A 17,554-nucleotide genomic window follows, 5' to 3' on the forward strand; every position below is an offset into this window, starting at 1 on the left:
TACCAGTAAACTTCTAAGCACTCCCTCTTATATATTTTTTATATAACTCTCCAATAAATTATATATTATACATATTAAATTTCAGTTCTTATAATGAAGATATCATTTTAAAAGGAGGATACTACAATGGAGTTTAGCAAACTAGGAAACAGTGGATTAACAGTAAGCAAGATTGCATATGGGAACTGGATAAACCATGGTGGAAAAGTAGATGAGGATACTGCAAAGGATTGTGTGAAAGTCGCACTAGATGTCGGAATTACAACGTTCGATACTGCCGATGTTTATTCAGACACTATAGCTGAAGAAGTACTTGGCCGGGCTTTGCAAGGTATACGCCGAGAAAGTATAGAACTATGTACAAAAGTATGCCATCCGACTGGACCCGGAAAAAATGATCGAGGCTTATCACGAAAGCATATTTTAGAAAATTGTAATGCATCTTTACACAGGTTACAGACAGACTACATTGATGTCTATTATGCACATAGATTTGATACAACAACTCCTCTTGAAGAAACGATGTTAGCTTTCTCAGATCTTGTAAGGCAAGGAAAAGTCCATTATATTGGTGTAAGTGAGTGGACATCGGAACAAATTACCCGCGGTGCAGCACTTGCACGAGAATTGAAAATTCCACTCATCGCTAGCCAACCTCAATACTCGATGTTGTGGCGAGTTATCGAAACTGATGTAATACCAACATGTCAACGTGAGGGACTTGGCCAAATTGTATGGTCCCCCCTTGCACAAGGTATTCTCACAGGAAAATATCAACCTGGTAAGCCATTACCGACTCAATCACGCGCTAACTCAGATGCTGGCAAACCATTTTTCCACAAACTCGTGCAACGTTGGATGAGTGATGATGTACTCACTGCAATTCAGAAACTCAATCCCATCGCGCAAGAAACTAATCTTACCCTATCTCAACTCGCAGTTGCTTGGGTACTACAAAATCCATCTGTTTCCTCTGCAATTATTGGTGCTTCAAATCCGGAGCAAATAAGAGAAAATACAGTTGCTTCTAGTGTTAAATTACACCCTGAAATAATGGATCAGATTGATAGTGTACTAAAAGGTTTCATTGAGTACGATCCGAGCAAAACAGGTTGAAACATCAGTGAATTACTTTTTAAAAACCACAAAATACCTTGTAGTCTAACTTTAAAATAAAAATAGAAGTTTCACTTTCCAATTTCTCACTGCCCATCCTATCAAGATGGGCTTTTACTCTTTAAATTCAAATTGTGAAGTCGCATAAACCTCTCTAACAACTGTTAAAAAGTTCTCTAACACGACAGACTTTTCATCTTGTCTCCATCCAACATATAAATTTATTTTCGGTGTATTTTCTTGAATGTCTTTATATATGACACCCGATTTTTTATAACTTTCCACCGATGATGGAACGACAGAAATCCCCATTCCTGCTGCAACTAAATTTACAATCGTTTGCATTTGGATCGCTTCTTGAACAATATTTAAACTTACTCCATGTTCCCAAAAGTAACTAATAATTAAATCATAAAAGTTAGTACCGAAATGACGAGGAAATAAAACAAATGGTTCGTCCACTAGTTCTTTAATAGAAATATTAGGTAACGAAACTAAGGGATGATCTTGATGTAATACCAATTTTAAACGTTCCTCAGAACAAATTTCGGAAGACAATATTTCATTATTCTGCTTAGAACGAATAAATCCAATATGAATTTGTTTTTCATAGAGTGCTTTTATTTGCTGGTCTGTTGTCATCTCGCGTAATATGAGCTGTATTTTAGGAAAACGTTCTCGGAATTTTTTTAATATCTCTATAACGGTTTCTGTAGAATCGACAAAACCAATTATTAAATGTCCTATCTTCCCTTCATCCGCAAGCTGTGTTTCTTTAATGGTTCTATCTACTTGAAGCAACGTTTGCCGTGCACCTTCTAAAAAGATTTTCCCCGCATCGGTAAGTTCAACCATTCTTTTTGTCCGGTGAAAAAGTTGAACTCCTAATTCTTCTTCCAATTTTCGAATTTCTTGGCTTAAAGGCGGTTGTGCCATCATAAGGCGTTTTGCTGCACGACTAAAGTTTAATTCTTCTGCCACCGTTATGAAATACCTCATTTTCCGAATATCCATTTCAATCCCCCTATCATAAACAAATAATAAACACTTCGCTTTTACTTCTCTAAGGTAAATAATTTTTTATTTTCAAGTGGTACAAAACAAGGCTAAAAAACTTATCTCCAAAGTTCTTTAGCCTTAATCACTTGTTACACATTAAAAAATATTATTCGTATAACGGTACCTTTATCAACTTCTGAATGGATCTCTACACTATGTCCCAATTGTTTTGTAATTTCATATACAAGATATAACCCCATTCCAGTTGATTCTTTAAAATCTCTACCATTTTCTCCTGTAAAGAACGGTTTAAATACTCTTGGTAAATCTTGCTTCGGTATCCCGACGCCACTATCGGCAATTTCAAGTACAACTGTATTACCTTCCCTACATGCTTTCACTTTAATCTTTTCTCTACTACCTGATGAGTATTTAATCGCATTCGATATAATTTGTCCAATTAAAAATTGCAACCATTTCGCATCACTTTCTACAGTAATACCTTTATCAATTTCAAGCTCTGGATATACAAAACTCCGGATAAAGAAGCGTTTATGTTCATGCACGGAATCATTTACTACTTTATGTAGTTGTACTCTTTCTACATAAAAATCTTGTGTGAATGCTTCTAAACGCGCGACATATAATGCCATCTCTAATCCCTTTTTTAACCGATCTGTTTCCTCATTAATACTTTCAAAACGCGAATCCACTTCATCCTGTGTAATTAATTCTATTACAGATAGAGGTGTTTTCATTTGATGAATCCACTGATTCATAAAGGTTAAATGATCATTATTTTTTCTCTCTTGTAATTGCAGCTGATTTTGATAATGACGATATTGTGCATCAAGCAAATCTTGGAGTGCGGTAGATAAAACTGCAAAATCAGATTTTTGAACGGATTCATCCAAAGATTGCAATGGATTTGCTAAACGTTCATAAAAAGAACGATGTGTAAAATAACGAAATAATAAATAACTTATCATAAAAAAAGCACCTAAAAACATTGCATATAATGCCGTTGAAATATGATTATGCCCATCAAACCAATAAACTAGGAATATGGCTAGTAGTTGGATCGCTGTAAAACAAATAAGCGGTATATGATCACGAATAAACAACCTTATCATTTTTCCATACCATTATCCCAAGTAATATGTAATCTATATCCAACACTACGAATTGTTTCAATTGCTCCTTCAATATGTAACGTTTTTAACTTTTTACGCACACGTGTTGTATTTACACTTAATGTATTATCATCAACGTAAGATTCACTATCCCATAATTTATTAAGTAACACTTCTCTACTCACAACACGCGGGTAATTTTTCATTAGCGTCTCTAATAAAATAGCTTCGTTTCTCGTTATATCAATCTCTTGCCCCCTAAGTTTTAACACAAGTCTTTCTGGATATAAACAAAGACCTTGTTGCTCAATCATTCGTTCTTCTAGTTTCGGTGCATAGTCTCCGTAAGCACGTCTTAAATGACTACGAATTTTTGCCATTACAACTTCATAATGAAAAGGCTTCGGAATAAAATCATCGCCACCATTTTCTAACGCCATAACTTGATCCATCGTACCTTCACGGGCCGAGATAAATAAAATTGGACATGTGGAAACCGCACGAATTTGACGACACCAATAGTAACCGTCAAAGCTTGGTAAATTAATATCTAATAAAACTAACTCTGGTTGTTCTTCTAAAAATATGTCTAACACATTTTGAAAATCCGATATAACAATTCCTTGGTAACCGTATTTCGCAACATAAGTTGATAATAGCTCCGCAATTTTCATATCATCTTCTACAATCATAATTTTAACCATTCTTAAACTCCTTTTAATTCACAATCTCAAATATACTTACACAAAATAAATACTACCTCTTTTTATTTAATCCGTAAATTAAAAAAGGATACTTTTATAAAACAGCATCCTTCTTCTATTATTCTTATTTAATATTAAATTTACTCCAATTAAAACCCAGCTTCTCCACATAGTCCATTCTTAGTTCCATCCGCGTCGTTTTTAGTGGATCCACAACTTGACAAACTTTTAAATTACCTGCTGCTGATAATAAAAGGGTTGCATCAGCTTTAGACATTTCTAATTCCTCATGTAAAAATGTCACCATATTATGTACAGCACGATTCGCTGCATCGTCTAACAATTTCTCTGAAGCAATCGTCATTATTTTTTCTTTTTGGATAACCATTGGTAATGGCCATTTCTTTTCTTTTATAATTTGAACAGTTACAGTTACCTCTCCAGCAACTTCCACTCCACTAACACCAATTTCACCATCACCCATTGCGGCGTGTAAATCCCCTAATGCTAAAAGAGCACCAGAAACATTTACAGGTAATAGTAATGTTGTTCCTTCTTTTATCTCTTTACAATCCATATTCCCGCCGTGATCATGCGGCGTACCACATGAAATACTGTCTTCTTTAGGGGCCGTGCCAATGACACCAATCATCGGATTAATTGGAATCTGTATTTCATTTGAAAATATAACATGTTCATTGTGTATTGGGACAATTTTCACTGTATTTTCATTTAGCTCATCCCCCATTACACCAAGGTTCGCACCTGTTGTTAAAACACCCTGCTCTGAAATTTTAATCTTTTCAATCATTACGACTAATATATCACCAGGTTCTGCTCCTTTAATATATACAGGGCCAGTCGCTGGATTAATTCGATTCCAATCTAGTTCTTGAAATACGACATTTTCCGAATCAATTTGATTTTCAAAGCAGTCGTACGTTTCAAATACAATCCGACTCCCAGTGTCTACTTCTATACATGGCTCATTATTTGGTGACATTGCATAAATAATATGTTCTTTATGAATACGATACATACTACCTCTCCCTTTTCAATATTATCTTCTATAACTAATTAGCTCTAATTCATACAAGCTCCTTGTTAAAATTAAAAGTTATTTTCAGATTACAAAAGCACTTAGCTCATTTTGAAACATACACTCTTTACTATAACAAGTAAAGAAAGGTGGTATTACAATGCCCCTTATTCCATACAACGAAAGTGACGTTGATTTACTAGCACGTTTAATCCGTGCTGAAGCTGAGGGCGAAGGACGACAAGGTGAACAACTTGTCGGATGTGTTGTAGTAAACCGTGTATTTTGCGATTGCTTAGATTTTAAACAACTCCGTACCGTACCTGATGCTGTATATCAAAGCCCTGGCGGATTCGAAGCGGTTCAATACGGATACTTTTATCAACGTGCCCGTGAATCAGAAAAAGAAATCGCAAGAAAAGTTTTACAAGGTGAATGGCGCTGGCCGGCAAGGTGGGCTCTTTGGTATTTCCGTCCAGTTGGAGCTTGTCCACCTGAATGGTATAATCAGCCGTTTGCAGGGCAATTTAAAAGCCATTGTTTTTACGAACCACGTGGTGATGAATGTCCAAAAATGTATTCACGATAGCAAAAATTAAGCAACGCAAGTACTTATTCTTTTGAGTACTTGTGTTATTTTTTAATGTACTTTAGAAATCTAATAATGTGACGAATTTTCTGGCGCCTACCACATGTATTAATAAAGGTATACGTGGACCACTTGATTGATTCATAATGAGCCTATATATAATGGTAAATAATTGTTTTTGATTTTCTTTCATTATTTTTTTATTTTCATGATGACAAATCGGATACAATTGTTCCATTAAGTTAGAATAATCTTTATTAGAACGTAATATTTTACAAACTTCCACTAGCCATTTTTTCTGCCTTTCATCTAATGTGTTATAAAACTCCGTATTTTTCTCTTGATTTACCTCAATTAATTTTTCAGATTGAAAGTTTCTTATCCAATGCTCTGCACGATTACTTATCGCTACCATTTCAAATAATCCATAGCTCCTATCTATTTTCTCTAATATATCTTGTAAAATAGATGAATCAAAATTTAATAACGGTAAAGTTCCTGCTACTTGATTAAACTTTGGATACTCTTTAAATCGGCTATCATGTCTAGAAAGTTTAATTGCATCAAATAAATCTTCATTTTTGAGTGTTTTATTTTCATAACTGTCCTTCAATCGTTCATACTCTGTATAATTACGTATCACATCTTCATCAAGTCCAATATGAAAAGCTGCATCAGGCTTATATTTTGCAAACATAAAAAGAATTACTTCTGGTAAATACACTTTTAATAAGTCGCTAGGTGTAATACTATTCCCTGAAGAACTGGACATTTTTTCATGATGCCCTTTAATTCCAATGAAATCATAAGCAACGTATTGAGGGGCTTCACAATTGAATATTTTCCTTGCAATTTCTTTTGATACATTATAACTACCTGTTTCCGATGAATGATCTCTTCCGCCCGGTTCGAAAATAACATCCTCTATCCTCCATCTCATCGGCCAATCGATTTTCCAATTCATTTTCATTTGATTTGTATTTAATACGGATAATTTATTTTGATTTCCACATTCACAATCATACCGAACTGTTTTTAATACTTCATCAAAATGTGTAATAGTTGTTGCATCTTTCCCGCAGCTCTCACAATATAACGTAACGGGATAAAAGTTTTCTCTATCTTCTTCTCGGTGTATTCCTGTTTTAAAACCCATTAAAATATCATATATTTCTTTTCTTTTATACAAAGACTCTAATATGTTTTCGTTATACCTTCCGCTTCTATATTCAGCATGTTGATAAATAAATTCTACTTCAATTCCAAATGCTTGGAGCGATTCCTCAAACTCTTTTTCAAAATGCTCTGCATACGAGTCATGACATCCATACGGATCTGGAATATCAGAGTATGGCATACCAATATACCTTGCAAAAGATGGATCAATATTTTGGGGAACTTTTCTAAACCTGTCATAATCATCCCATGAAAATATGAAACGAGTCTTTTTCCCTAAATTTTGAAGCGCCCTTACAACGAAATAAGTCGTTATTATTTCACGAAAGTTTCCAATGTGAACAGAACCAGATGGACTTATTCCAGATGCGCAAACAAAAGTTTCTTTGTTTGGATGCTTTCTAATTAATTCATGTGCTACTTCATACGCCCAATGCATATGTTACTCACCTCAATTGTATTTTTGTTTTCACATTTTCAGTTTTATGCAATAAAAAAACTCCCACCCCCAAGATTATTCATCTTGAGGACGAGAGTTATTAGCTTCGCGGTACCACCTCAGTTTGTTAATACGTCACCATATTAACCTCTTCAGGTACGGCAAAATATGCTTATACCCTATCTCTATAACGGGAGAACCCGTCGCACCATCCCTAAACAAATTAGTTCCTTGCGCAGCTCCAAGTCTTTTTTCATTAAGATGTATACCGCTCTTTCTCAGCTACCAGAGCTCTCTGTATGTATTCATTCTTAACTACTCTTCTCTTCAACGCCAAATTATATATTAGTTTTTTACATATGATAATTTATAACATATGTATTGTCAAATTTTTCTGAACAGAAATTAATAACACATATTTTCCCTATCTAAAAAATATATTCATTCAAGTTGAATGTTGTGACTACACCATCACAACATTATGTCACTTTCGGTTTCTCTTTAAATCGCTTATACTTTTCACTCCTTTTATATACTCGCAATACATTTTCACATGAAACATCCTATAGCTCTTCCTCCTCATAGTTATATGCTATTTTCGAGTTACGTGAGAAGGCCTTCGTTTTTTCACAGTACATCTTTTTTATTCCAATCCGACAAAAGGTTTACCTACATTTTTATCGAACTTTATATGTATCTCTAATGAATTGAGGTGAAACAGATTGCTCAGAAATATAGAATTAGTCGTTGATGCTAAGGCGAATTTAGGGGAAGGTCCTTGCTGGGATGAGAAAAGACAAATATTATATTGGGTTGATATTATGGAGAAGAAATTATGCCTCTACAATCCTGCTAGTAATATGAACCAAGTGATTACTCTCGACCAACAAATCGGTTGTGTCGTTCCATATCTAGATGATGTAATACTTTTAGCTCTAGAAAAAGGGTTTTATTCTTTTAATCTAAATACAGAAGAGCTTACACATATTTATGATCCTGAACCACATTTAATAGAAAATCGTTTTAATGACGGGAAATGCGATCCAGCTGGACGCTTTTGGGCAGGCACTACTGATTTATATGGTATAAGTGGCGCGGGTTCCTTGTATTCTTTAAATAATAATCTCCAAGTAGAGAAAAAGGTATCACATGTAAATACTTCAAACGGCATAGCATGGTCTCCTGACGATACATACCTTTATTTTATTGATACACCTACAAAAAAAGTAGTCCGTTTTCATTATGATATACATACTGGTGTAATTAGCAATCCAACAGATGTTATCATCTTCCCTGAAAATGAAGGTATACCCGATGGTATGACAATTGATGTAGAAGGTTGTTTATGGATTGCACATTGGGGAGGCTCGAAGATTACTAGATGGAATCCCTTTACTGGAAAACAGATTTTAAGTATTCCGATTCCTGCTTTATATGTAACGTCGTGTACATTTGGAGGACCTAATTTGACCGATTTATATATCACAACAGCCAGAACAAGAATGACGGATGAGGAATTAAAACAGTACCCACATGCTGGTGGTATATTTCGAATTCAAATGAATGTTAAAGGTTGTCCAACCTATTCATTTCGCCATGAAACTATTGGAGCTGAAACACTATGAACAGAATCGATTACATAAGACAAGAAGAGAAAAAGTATCACGATCTTTGCTATGAACAATACAAATTATTCGAAGCAGGATCTTGGCTGTATAAACCTGTTAAAATAGTTATGGACATGCTGAACTATTTTGAAGGACAGAAAGACCTACACATACTTGACCTTGGCTCTGGTGTCGGTAGAAACAGTATTCCGATTGCACAAAAAATCATGAATAGTGGCGGAACCGTTACTTGTGTTGATCTACTTGATTCGGCTTTAACGAAGTTACAAGTTTATAGCAAAGAACATGGTGTATTTGAATACATAAAAACAGAACAATCAGCACTTGAAGACTACTATATTTCCTCTAATTCTTATAACTACATCATTGCAGTATCAAGTTTAGAGCATGTCAAATCGATAGAAGATTTTAAAAAAGTGCTTCACTCTATGAAAAACGGAACAAAGAGTAACGGTATCAACTGTTTAATAGTCAACTCTAACATTCAAGAAATTGACTTGGAAACGAATCAAGAATTAGATGCTTTAATTGAAATTAACATTTCTATGGAAGAAATGATACGTATACTAAAAGACGTTTATTCCGAATGGCAAGAAGTAAAAGTTGAAATGAAAAATTTAACGTATGATATTGTACGAAACGGTACACACATTCAATTAAATACGAATGCGATTACTTTTGTCGTGCAAAAATTATAGTATATATGAGTGGTGACTATTTTCATTTCATATAGTCACCACTCATATATTTATGTAACCATCATCCCATTGTAATTACAATTTTCCCTCTAGTATGCTGACTTTCACTCAAAATATGAGCTTCTCTAACTCCTTTTTCATTAAACGGAACAACCTTGCTAATGATTGGTTTAATTTTTTCAGCTTGGATCAAACTAGTTAATTCGTCTAATTGCTTCCCACTTGGTTTCAACCATAAAAACCCTGATTTTATGCCCTTTACTTCATGCAGTGGTTCATGAACGATAGAAACTAGAACACCACCAGATTTAATAATTCGAAAACTTTTTTCTTGTACTTCTCCGCCGATTGTATCTAACACAATATCATAATCTGATAGTAACTCTTCAAATTTATCTTTTTTATAATCAATAACAAGGTCAGCCCCTAAACACTTTAAAAACTCTTCATTTTTACTACTTGCAGTTGTTGCGACAAAGGCCCCAAATGATTTTGCGATTTGAATTGCAAAACTCCCTACTCCGCCCGCTCCAGCATGAATGAATACTCGGTCATTTTCTTTTATTTGTGCATAATCAACAAGACTTTGCCAAGCTGTTAGTCCTGCAAGAGGTATAGATGCTGCTTCTTCAAAATTAAGATTATTTGGCATTTGCGCTACTAAATTTGATTTCACTGTAATGTATTCAGAATAAGAACCTTTCCCTATATTTTCGGGTTTCGTAAATACTTTATCTCCTATTTTAAAATGATTCACATCTTCTCCAACTTCTTCAACTACTCCAGCAACATCTAATCCTAATGTAATTGGAAATGAAAATCGCAACTTTTTTTGTAAGTCTCCCTTTCTTATTTTCCAATCAACAGGATTGACAGATGTTGCGTGTATGCGTATTAATACTTCATTACATTTAACAACCGGCTTTGGAACTTGTCTTTCTTGTAATTCTTCAACACTACCATATTGATTAATAACAATTGCTTTCATTTCCTCGCCCCCTTGCTGTTTATTTTAATAACAAACAATTATTTTTCAAAATTTTTCGCCTTGTATGAAAATAAATATGTTTGGAGGTGATATTTATGCTACTCTACTAATTAAGCATCATGAGTGCAAAAAACATTTATTTCACTTAAATACAATCTAATTTACGCTTAAGAAACACCCAAAGTTATATTTCTCTTTATTTATTAATGACCTTTAAATGAAACGGAGAGTGTGCTATGAGTGAACAAGTTTTCAAAGTAAACGGTATTGATATATGTACAGAAGGCTTTGGAAATCCTAATAACCCAGCAATATTATTAATTATGGGAGCTACGTGTTCAATGGTTTATTGGGATGAAGAATTTTGTGAAAGGTTGGCTAGCACAGGAAGGTTTGTCATTCGCTATGATAACCGTGATGTTGGGCGTTCTGTTACATATGAACCTGGGACTTCCAATTACACTGTAGCAGATATGGCTGAAGATGCAATCGGAGTACTCGATGCGTATCATATTGACAAGGCACACCTTTTTGGCATGTCATTAGGAGGTATGATTGCTCAAATTGCTGCAGTAAAACACCCAGAAAGAATTTTGACCTTAACATTACTAGCAACAAGCGTTATTGGATCTGATAACAATACTCGTGATTTGCCTCCAATGGATGAAAGAATTTTGACACATCATGCTAATGGTGCAAATTTAGATTGGACAAATAAAGATGTTATAGCGAAATATTTAATTACAGGATCACGTCTACTCTGTGGATCAAAGCGTATATTTGATAAAGCAAGAACTTTAAAACAAGTAAAGCAAGAAATAGAACGTGCTAACAATCTATTAAGTATGTTTAATCACGCCCTCCTTACAGGTGATGATTCTTATGAAGATATACTTAAATCATTACTAGTACCTACTTTAGTAATTCATGGTACAGACGATACGGCTCTTCCACTTGAACATGGACTCGCACTTATTGATGAAATTCCGAACTCAAAGCTATTATCCCTTGAAGGTACAGGGCACGAGATTCATCCCGATGACTGGGATAAAATTATTAAAGCAGTTTCAGAACATATATCCCGTATAAGATAAGAACAACTATTAGAAGGGGCACAAATTATTTTGCCCCTTCTATTTATAAAGATTACGATACAATATCAAAAACCCATCACTGCATTCGTATGTATAGTGATGGGCTCTACCTATATTTTTCTATGCTTAAAAAAATGGACAATCTAACTGGTCAACAGATTCCCACGATTTTTTTTTTACATTTTCGGTGGATTTACTATTTTCTAGTGGTACGTTTTTAAATGGATTCATTTCAACTTTTAATAGAGATGATGGTTCTATATATAAAGAAAAAACATGGCTACTTGGCAAAGTTTTTGATACATCAATATCTCCTACTTGTTTAAATAATTGCTGCGCTGCAAAGAAAAAGAAATTAGTTGGATTAGTTTGTTTATTAAGCCATGCAATCATTTCAGGTGATACCGATTTATTAATATTTATTTTCACTCGATCACCACGTTTAAATCGCCTAGATCGCATACTTCCACCAACTAACTTATCGTTAAGTTTGTGAATCCTAACTCTTTTTGCTTATGCTCTCTATATTTTGGCGAACATGTATATACTAAAAGACCACGAGCATTGGTGAATAACGGGTTATCTACAAAAATTACATTTTTCAAGCGTCCTTTTTGTTTCAAAATCATTTTTAAGCTATTTTTAATAATAACTGCGCCCCCACCATAAATAAATACATATGGATCGTCTTTCATATCATCAATTTTGTTAATAATATCCGTTGCAACGCGTGCTGCTAAACCTAAAAACGCTGGCTGCGATTCCTCAACTAACAATGCATTTCTTGGATGCTTTTCATTTAAATAAATTTGGTTGAATTCTGTAATACTATCAATTGTTTTCGTAGGATATTTCCGATTCCATCTCGTAATAATTTGTAGTAACGTTTCTTTTACACCGTACGATAATCCTTTACTTAATTGCGGACGGAAATTTACTCCTAATGAAACAACTTCTTCCGTTGTCCCCGCGCCAATATCAAAAGACAATAAAGTTTTATCTACAAAATCAATTTCTGAAACTTGATTTTGTTCACATTCTATTTTATGTTTCACAACATTTCCTTCCTCATCATATACAATCCCCCACGTCCCAGAAGCGCCTTCAGGTAGACATTTACAAAACTCAATAGAAACATTAATCGTAACATCGCGTCCATTTGGATAATGGAATATGACCTTGTGATTACCCATATACCGTTTCGAATTTTCAGCAGCGATTTCCTGTGTAATAAGTTGCATTGGAAGAGCAACAGATAAATCATAACGAATATTAATATGACTTGAAGTTGGACTTTGACGCATAGCACTTATCGCTAAACCTGAAAGGATTGTAATAACCATTAACTCATCAGTAGATTTATTTGATTTCTTCTCCACTTCAGTACCTTTTAATTGATCTTGAATCACTTTTTCTCCAACGATGTATCGTACATTATTTAACATTAGCGATGGAGAACTAATGGTCACATCAATGTGATTCTCTAATTCTGACGATGAAACTTCACCCTCATCTAACAACCCCGTAGGCTCACCTATATATAAGGAATAAATACTCGGAATAAAAATGGGTTCCTGCCCTTTCACCATTAACTTCAAACCATTATTTCCTGCATCTGCACCAGCTTTTAAAAGAATAGACATAACTACCCCCTAATTTAATCTGACATCCCTTCCAAATATATGCGAGCCCATTCTTTTACATTCAAATGTAATGTAATTTTTTCTTCATCCTTTAAACAAAATATCACAAATATTCATTTATCGTGTAAAAAGTATTTGACATAAAACTTTTCCAATTTTATACTATGGTTGTAAAGATTTTTTGACAATGGTGGAGGTGCAATTATATATTGAATACTAAAAAGATTATTTTTGTAATCATTGTTTTATCGTTAATCGCGATACTCGGACATGGCGCATACAAATACGCAACTGAAGGTTCAATTTTGGGTGGAACGATTTTCGCTGCTTCTTTAATACTTAGTAATTTAATTAATCATATTACATGGGGAGATCCAAACGGAGTATCGAAAGAAAGTCAAGATGAGATGGGACAACAAATTACATATAAAAGCTTTAAAATCGCGTATTTTGTGCTTGTAGGTGTTATGTTCCTTATATTACTCTGCTCGGAAGGATTTTCTATGGGTTCCAATTTGGATGGTGTAAAAAACCTTCCACTCTTTATTGCACTCTGTTCTTCCTTTCTTATTTTCCCTATCGTTGAACTCATTGTCGCCAAACAATATAAATAAAAAAGTGGTTTTCTGTAAATAGAAAACCACTTTTTTATTTAAATCTCTTCTGCTATTGCTTTCAGCTTATTCACAGTCCGCCAGTTCCTTACTGTAGCTGGCGTATGTAATTTTTGAAACTGGTTCATTAGTTTAGAATTCCGAATGCTTTTTTTGAAAAATAAATACACTACCCTTCCTTCAATATGACAACCTTCTATTTCGCTTTTAATCGTAAGCAATTGATTACTGTCTTCTTCAGAAAGTGCATTGGCTAAAAAGGCAACATGTATGCTTTCTCCTTCTAACAATAAATCGGCTTCATAAGGACACGTTTTTATAATATTTATAAATTCATCTTTTGTTCTTAACATAACTGGAACATCGAAATCAAAAACATTCTTAATTTCACATTCAATTCGTTCCTTTAAAAAACTTATCTCTTCTTCTGACTCAAACACTACATTTCCACTTTGAATATATGTTTTCATTTTTTTTAACCCTATTGATTCAAAGACTTTTTTCAAATCCGCCATTTTGATTACTTTATGCCCACCTACATTTATTCCCCGTAGTAATGCAATATAAATTGTCATATGATTACCCCTCGCGTATTTACATGCTTAGCAATCGAATTGTTTTGCACCTTCATACTTCTCGAATACTTACCTTAATGCCTCTAACATATCATGTTTGGAAAATATCTCAAATGAAAAAACTTACTACATGATTTTTTTCAAGAGTAAGCTTTGTTATCTTATTATCTCGTTATAGGTAAATGTAATATGAATTGTTGTCCAATTGGTCCCATTCTTCTAAATCCTCTATCTTGAAATCCAACTTTCTCATATAACTGTTGTGCCGGAATATTTTTTTCATTTACAGCAAGAATTACTTCATTTTTTATTGGATAATAATATTTTACAAAGTCTTGTAATAACGCCAATGATTTTTTAGCATATCCTTTTCCTTGTTTATTATGATTAACAGAAAAAGAAGTTAAAAGTATGGCATCCTTATTTTCTGTAAACTCCTGTACTCTATCACCTGTTTGTAATATAAATACACCGACAGGTACTCCGTTATAGTCTAAAATAACAACTACATTTTTCGTTCGATCATTTTTCGCTTTCTCCAGTAATTCACCTGGATTCGCCGTAAATTGAACTTGTTCACTTGGTAAAGTAAATGATTGTATTATCTCTTTATACTGCTCCTTATACGGAACTAATTGTATTTCCACTGTATGTATGTTCATGCTTAACTCTCCCACTCCTTCAAGTTATTAACTTAAACCTTGCTGTGTTTTAGAATGCACTTTTCCATCCAAAAATGTCATTTCAGCAAATGATTTTGGATCGTTGCCTTTCCAAGCAAAAATTTGTTTAATTCGTGTAGAATGTTCTTCCCCTTCTTCTATGAGTAAATCCCCTTCAAAACCGATTAAATCTTTCACTTCTAAATATGTCATTCCTTCATTAATATTTGAGAAATGATTTACATTAATGGATTTTTGATTTTTATTTTCCGTTATAGTAGAAGATGTAGCAGTTTTCTTCTTCACTTCTTTCTTCTGGTCACACGCTGTCATACTAAAACCTATGCATAAACTACACAATATGAGTGTGCTTTTTTTCATCATAACGGTTGTCCCTCCCCTCATTATTAAACCATATTTTCCCTTAAAAATAAACTGAATATTTAATTTTATAAAAAATCCCGTACAATTTAGTACGGGATTTCCACTATTTTTTCAAATGATTGTTGGACTGATCATCTTGTTCTTTTCGAAGTTCTTGTTCTTCATCTTTTGGTAATTGTTTATCATTATCTTTAATCGGGTTTGTTTCTCTATTTTCAATCATATCATTTGGAACTTGCGGCATTACACGGCCAACAATTGCTGCTAATTCATCAAGTATGCCTTCACCAGTTTTACCTTTTTTAATTTGCTTACCTATTTGTTTTAGTCTTTCATACGTATCAACATCTGCTACAACGACTGCATTCGCACCATTTGGGTCATTCTTCAAACTTTCTGCAACAGAATACTTAATTGACTCAACGCGAGTTCGATCAAGTTTCGCTTTTACATCAATACCTACCACAGCATATTTCCCAACTACCACTGCTGTCGCATCGTTTACACCAGGTATACTTGCAGCTAAAGATGCCAGATGATCAGCTGCCTTTTCATTTGGTTTATTTGATTTATTTGTATACGTAACATTTTTCATCGAGACATTTTTTTGTTCTGGCTTTTCATTAGGATTGTCTTTTTTTCCAATACTACATCCAGTAATAACGAAACAAAACATTAACATATATATAATGATTTTCATTATTTTCACCACTTTATCATTGATGTTTAATCATAAATTTTTTCAACCGCTTGCATCTTCTTCACTTTTTCTTCTGCCCCGCTATTTGCGTTAATGAAAATTTGGTACGTATCTTTCCCTAAAGTACCAATATATTCATAACAAAGTACTTCATTATGCAAGTCATTTACTACTACAGCTTTACGTTCTTCCATAACTTTTACATCGGGATTAATTTTCTTTCTCGCCTCAGCAGCAGTTAGCTTCGCACTCGGAATTGTTCGTTTTTGATGCGATGCTAAATATTCCTTTGCCGAAAAACCAACAATCGATCCATCATCTAAAGCAATTTTCATTTGAATTGCTTCTGGATAAATACGCACTCCATTTTCATTTACAACGTACGTAAACACACCGATATTATCATATTGAGAACTATCAAATAGCTCCATATTTGTAAACTTGTGATCCTTTAAAAACGTTAATCCTTTACTTCCTGCATCATTTAAACTAATTTTTTGTTCTTTAATTTCTCGATTATTCATTACCCAAATTGGGTATCCACCTTTTCCGGTAATATCCATGTAATATTCGTTGTTTGTTGCTGGATCTTTAATTTTCACACTGTAGAAAGATTCTTTTGCACCTTTTCCACTTTTCTCAACATCCACTTTTTCATTTCCTTTTAAATTCAAAAATGATTTTGCAATTTTTCCTGCCTCATCTTCTGAAATTGCTTTTCCTTCTGCTTCAAACCCACCTTTTTTGTTCTTTTGTGCACTTGTAAAAGTAGGTCCGAAATTAGTAGACGAGTACGACGTTACATTCTTTTCAACTGTTTTTAATCCATCAATAATTGTGTTATCTGCTGGATCTCGGTTTGATGCAAGTGCCATTTCAACGTCCATCCAGCGCAAGTTGTTTTTCAACACAAGGTGTTGCACTTTTCTTAGTTCATCTTGTATATTTCCTGCATTTGAATATAACGTTTGCAGTGTTTTATACTCTTGATCATTTAGCGGTTCTTTTTCTAAATCACGAATCGCTGCACGATAGCTAAAATCACCGATATTCGCTAAAAATTCTTCCGTTTTATTAAATGGCATTAATGTTAATGGTAGTTGACCTACATCAGAACGAGCTTCAGATGTTAAACGCCACACATCTGCTAATGCTGGCGATAGAGACGCGCGTGAATTCATCGCAAGTGTTGTCCCAATTTTATCGTGTAATAAGTCAACCTCATACGCTAAATCATGAAACGCGCGCTGATAACTATTTTCCGCTCTAATTAATACTGCATTTTTTTCTTGATGCTCTTTATAGCCCCAATATCCTGTTCCGACTACACCTATTGTTAATAGTACAATGATAATACCTCTTAACATGTTTCC

General features: G+C 34.0%; 19 protein-coding genes and 1 other annotated feature. Of the genes, 6 read left to right on the forward strand and 13 right to left on the reverse strand.

Going from position 1 to position 17,554, the window contains the following annotated elements; all coding sequences use genetic code 11:
- Positions 1 to 126: 126 nt before the first annotated feature.
- Positions 127 to 1,116: an aldo/keto reductase family protein gene (locus tag MHB76_RS13065; protein ID WP_078173608.1), complete on the forward strand. Its 990-nt coding sequence runs from the start codon at positions 127 to 129 to the stop codon at positions 1,114 to 1,116.
- 114 nt (positions 1,117 to 1,230) lie between these two features.
- Here MHB76_RS13065 and MHB76_RS13070 read toward each other — a convergent pair whose 3' ends face one another.
- The 4 genes from MHB76_RS13070 to MHB76_RS13085 form a co-directional block, all read right to left on the reverse strand.
- Positions 1,231 to 2,130, reverse strand: a complete 900-nt coding sequence (locus MHB76_RS13070; RefSeq protein WP_078173607.1) for a LysR substrate-binding domain-containing protein — start codon at positions 2,128 to 2,130, stop codon at positions 1,231 to 1,233.
- Between the two features lie 134 nt (positions 2,131 to 2,264).
- Complete coding sequence (locus MHB76_RS13075; protein ID WP_078173606.1) at positions 2,265 to 3,248, reverse strand: sensor histidine kinase; 984 nt, start codon at positions 3,246 to 3,248, stop codon at positions 2,265 to 2,267.
- Entirely contained in the window at positions 3,245 to 3,952 is a 708-nt protein-coding gene (locus MHB76_RS13080) for a response regulator transcription factor (protein ID WP_002161557.1), read from the reverse strand. The genes MHB76_RS13075 and MHB76_RS13080 overlap by 4 nt, the downstream gene beginning before the upstream one ends.
- Positions 3,953 to 4,076: 124 nt before the next feature.
- Positions 4,077 to 4,991: an acetamidase/formamidase family protein gene (locus MHB76_RS13085; RefSeq protein WP_002161556.1), complete on the reverse strand. Its 915-nt coding sequence runs from the start codon at positions 4,989 to 4,991 to the stop codon at positions 4,077 to 4,079.
- A 160-nt stretch (positions 4,992 to 5,151) separates the two neighbouring features.
- Between MHB76_RS13085 and MHB76_RS13090 the strand changes: the two genes are divergently transcribed.
- On the forward strand, positions 5,152 to 5,580 hold the full coding sequence (locus MHB76_RS13090) for a cell wall hydrolase (protein ID WP_002119861.1): 429 nt from the start codon (positions 5,152 to 5,154) through the stop codon (positions 5,578 to 5,580).
- 61 nt (positions 5,581 to 5,641) lie between these two features.
- Here the strand turns inward: MHB76_RS13090 and lysS are convergent, their stop codons facing one another.
- The gene (lysS, locus tag MHB76_RS13095) at positions 5,642 to 7,195 is read right to left on the reverse strand and encodes a lysine--tRNA ligase (protein ID WP_078173605.1); all 1,554 of its coding nucleotides are present in this window, start codon (positions 7,193 to 7,195) and stop codon (positions 5,642 to 5,644) included.
- Between the two features lie 83 nt (positions 7,196 to 7,278).
- Positions 7,279 to 7,535, reverse strand: a binding site (T-box leader).
- A gap of 382 nt (positions 7,536 to 7,917) precedes the next feature.
- On the opposite strand from lysS, the gene MHB76_RS13100 reads away from it, so the two are divergent.
- Together MHB76_RS13100 and MHB76_RS13105 are read left to right on the forward strand one after the other, a co-directional pair.
- A complete protein-coding gene (locus tag MHB76_RS13100; RefSeq protein ID WP_078173604.1) occupies positions 7,918 to 8,820 on the forward strand; it encodes an SMP-30/gluconolactonase/LRE family protein in 903 nt (300 codons plus the stop codon).
- Positions 8,817 to 9,521, forward strand: a complete 705-nt coding sequence (locus MHB76_RS13105) for a class I SAM-dependent methyltransferase (protein WP_078173603.1) — start codon at positions 8,817 to 8,819, stop codon at positions 9,519 to 9,521. The genes MHB76_RS13100 and MHB76_RS13105 overlap by 4 nt, the downstream gene beginning before the upstream one ends.
- 61 nt (positions 9,522 to 9,582) lie before the next feature.
- On the opposite strand, the gene MHB76_RS13110 is transcribed toward MHB76_RS13105, so the two are convergent.
- Positions 9,583 to 10,509: an NADP-dependent oxidoreductase gene (locus MHB76_RS13110; RefSeq protein WP_078173602.1), complete on the reverse strand. Its 927-nt coding sequence runs from the start codon at positions 10,507 to 10,509 to the stop codon at positions 9,583 to 9,585.
- Positions 10,510 to 10,745: 236 nt separating this feature from the next.
- Here MHB76_RS13110 and MHB76_RS13115 point away from each other — a divergent pair, with 236 nt between their 5' ends.
- A complete protein-coding gene (locus MHB76_RS13115; RefSeq protein ID WP_078173601.1) occupies positions 10,746 to 11,603 on the forward strand; it encodes an alpha/beta fold hydrolase in 858 nt (285 codons plus the stop codon).
- Positions 11,604 to 11,729: 126 nt separating this feature from the next.
- Here the strand turns inward: MHB76_RS13115 and MHB76_RS13120 are convergent, their stop codons facing one another.
- On the reverse strand, positions 11,730 to 12,065 hold the full coding sequence (locus MHB76_RS13120; RefSeq protein WP_078173600.1) for a hypothetical protein: 336 nt from the start codon (positions 12,063 to 12,065) through the stop codon (positions 11,730 to 11,732).
- 11 nt (positions 12,066 to 12,076) lie between these two features.
- The gene (locus MHB76_RS13125) at positions 12,077 to 13,246 is read right to left on the reverse strand and encodes a ParM/StbA family protein (RefSeq protein WP_002161548.1); all 1,170 of its coding nucleotides are present in this window, start codon (positions 13,244 to 13,246) and stop codon (positions 12,077 to 12,079) included.
- A gap of 209 nt (positions 13,247 to 13,455) precedes the next feature.
- Between MHB76_RS13125 and MHB76_RS13130 the strand changes: the two genes are divergently transcribed.
- Positions 13,456 to 13,860 (forward strand): hypothetical protein, encoded by a 405-nt coding sequence (locus MHB76_RS13130; RefSeq protein ID WP_002110239.1) that lies wholly within the window; start codon positions 13,456 to 13,458, stop codon positions 13,858 to 13,860.
- Between the two features lie 38 nt (positions 13,861 to 13,898).
- Here the strand turns inward: MHB76_RS13130 and MHB76_RS13135 are convergent, their stop codons facing one another.
- The 5 genes from MHB76_RS13135 to ypeB all read right to left on the reverse strand — a co-directional run bounded on the left by MHB76_RS13135 (position 13,899) and on the right by ypeB (position 17,548).
- Positions 13,899 to 14,435 (reverse strand): DUF1697 domain-containing protein, encoded by a 537-nt coding sequence (locus tag MHB76_RS13135; RefSeq protein ID WP_340986767.1) that lies wholly within the window; start codon positions 14,433 to 14,435, stop codon positions 13,899 to 13,901.
- A gap of 164 nt (positions 14,436 to 14,599) precedes the next feature.
- Positions 14,600 to 15,097, reverse strand: a complete 498-nt coding sequence (locus tag MHB76_RS13140; RefSeq protein ID WP_199709128.1) for a GNAT family N-acetyltransferase — start codon at positions 15,095 to 15,097, stop codon at positions 14,600 to 14,602.
- 27 nt (positions 15,098 to 15,124) lie between these two features.
- Positions 15,125 to 15,481, reverse strand: coding sequence for a hypothetical protein (locus MHB76_RS13145; RefSeq protein WP_340986770.1), 357 nt, complete (start codon positions 15,479 to 15,481; stop codon positions 15,125 to 15,127).
- Positions 15,482 to 15,584: 103 nt separating this feature from the next.
- Complete coding sequence (locus MHB76_RS13150; RefSeq protein WP_016105042.1) at positions 15,585 to 16,181, reverse strand: YhcN/YlaJ family sporulation lipoprotein; 597 nt, start codon at positions 16,179 to 16,181, stop codon at positions 15,585 to 15,587.
- 26 nt (positions 16,182 to 16,207) lie between these two features.
- A complete protein-coding gene (ypeB, locus tag MHB76_RS13155; RefSeq protein ID WP_078173598.1) occupies positions 16,208 to 17,548 on the reverse strand; it encodes a germination protein YpeB in 1,341 nt (446 codons plus the stop codon).
- Between the last annotated feature and the right edge of the window lie 6 nt (positions 17,549 to 17,554).

It is taken from the genome of Bacillus sp. FSL M7-1345, from assembly GCF_038006985.1.
Classification (GTDB): domain Bacteria; phylum Bacillota; class Bacilli; order Bacillales; family Bacillaceae_G; genus Bacillus_A; species Bacillus_A cereus_U.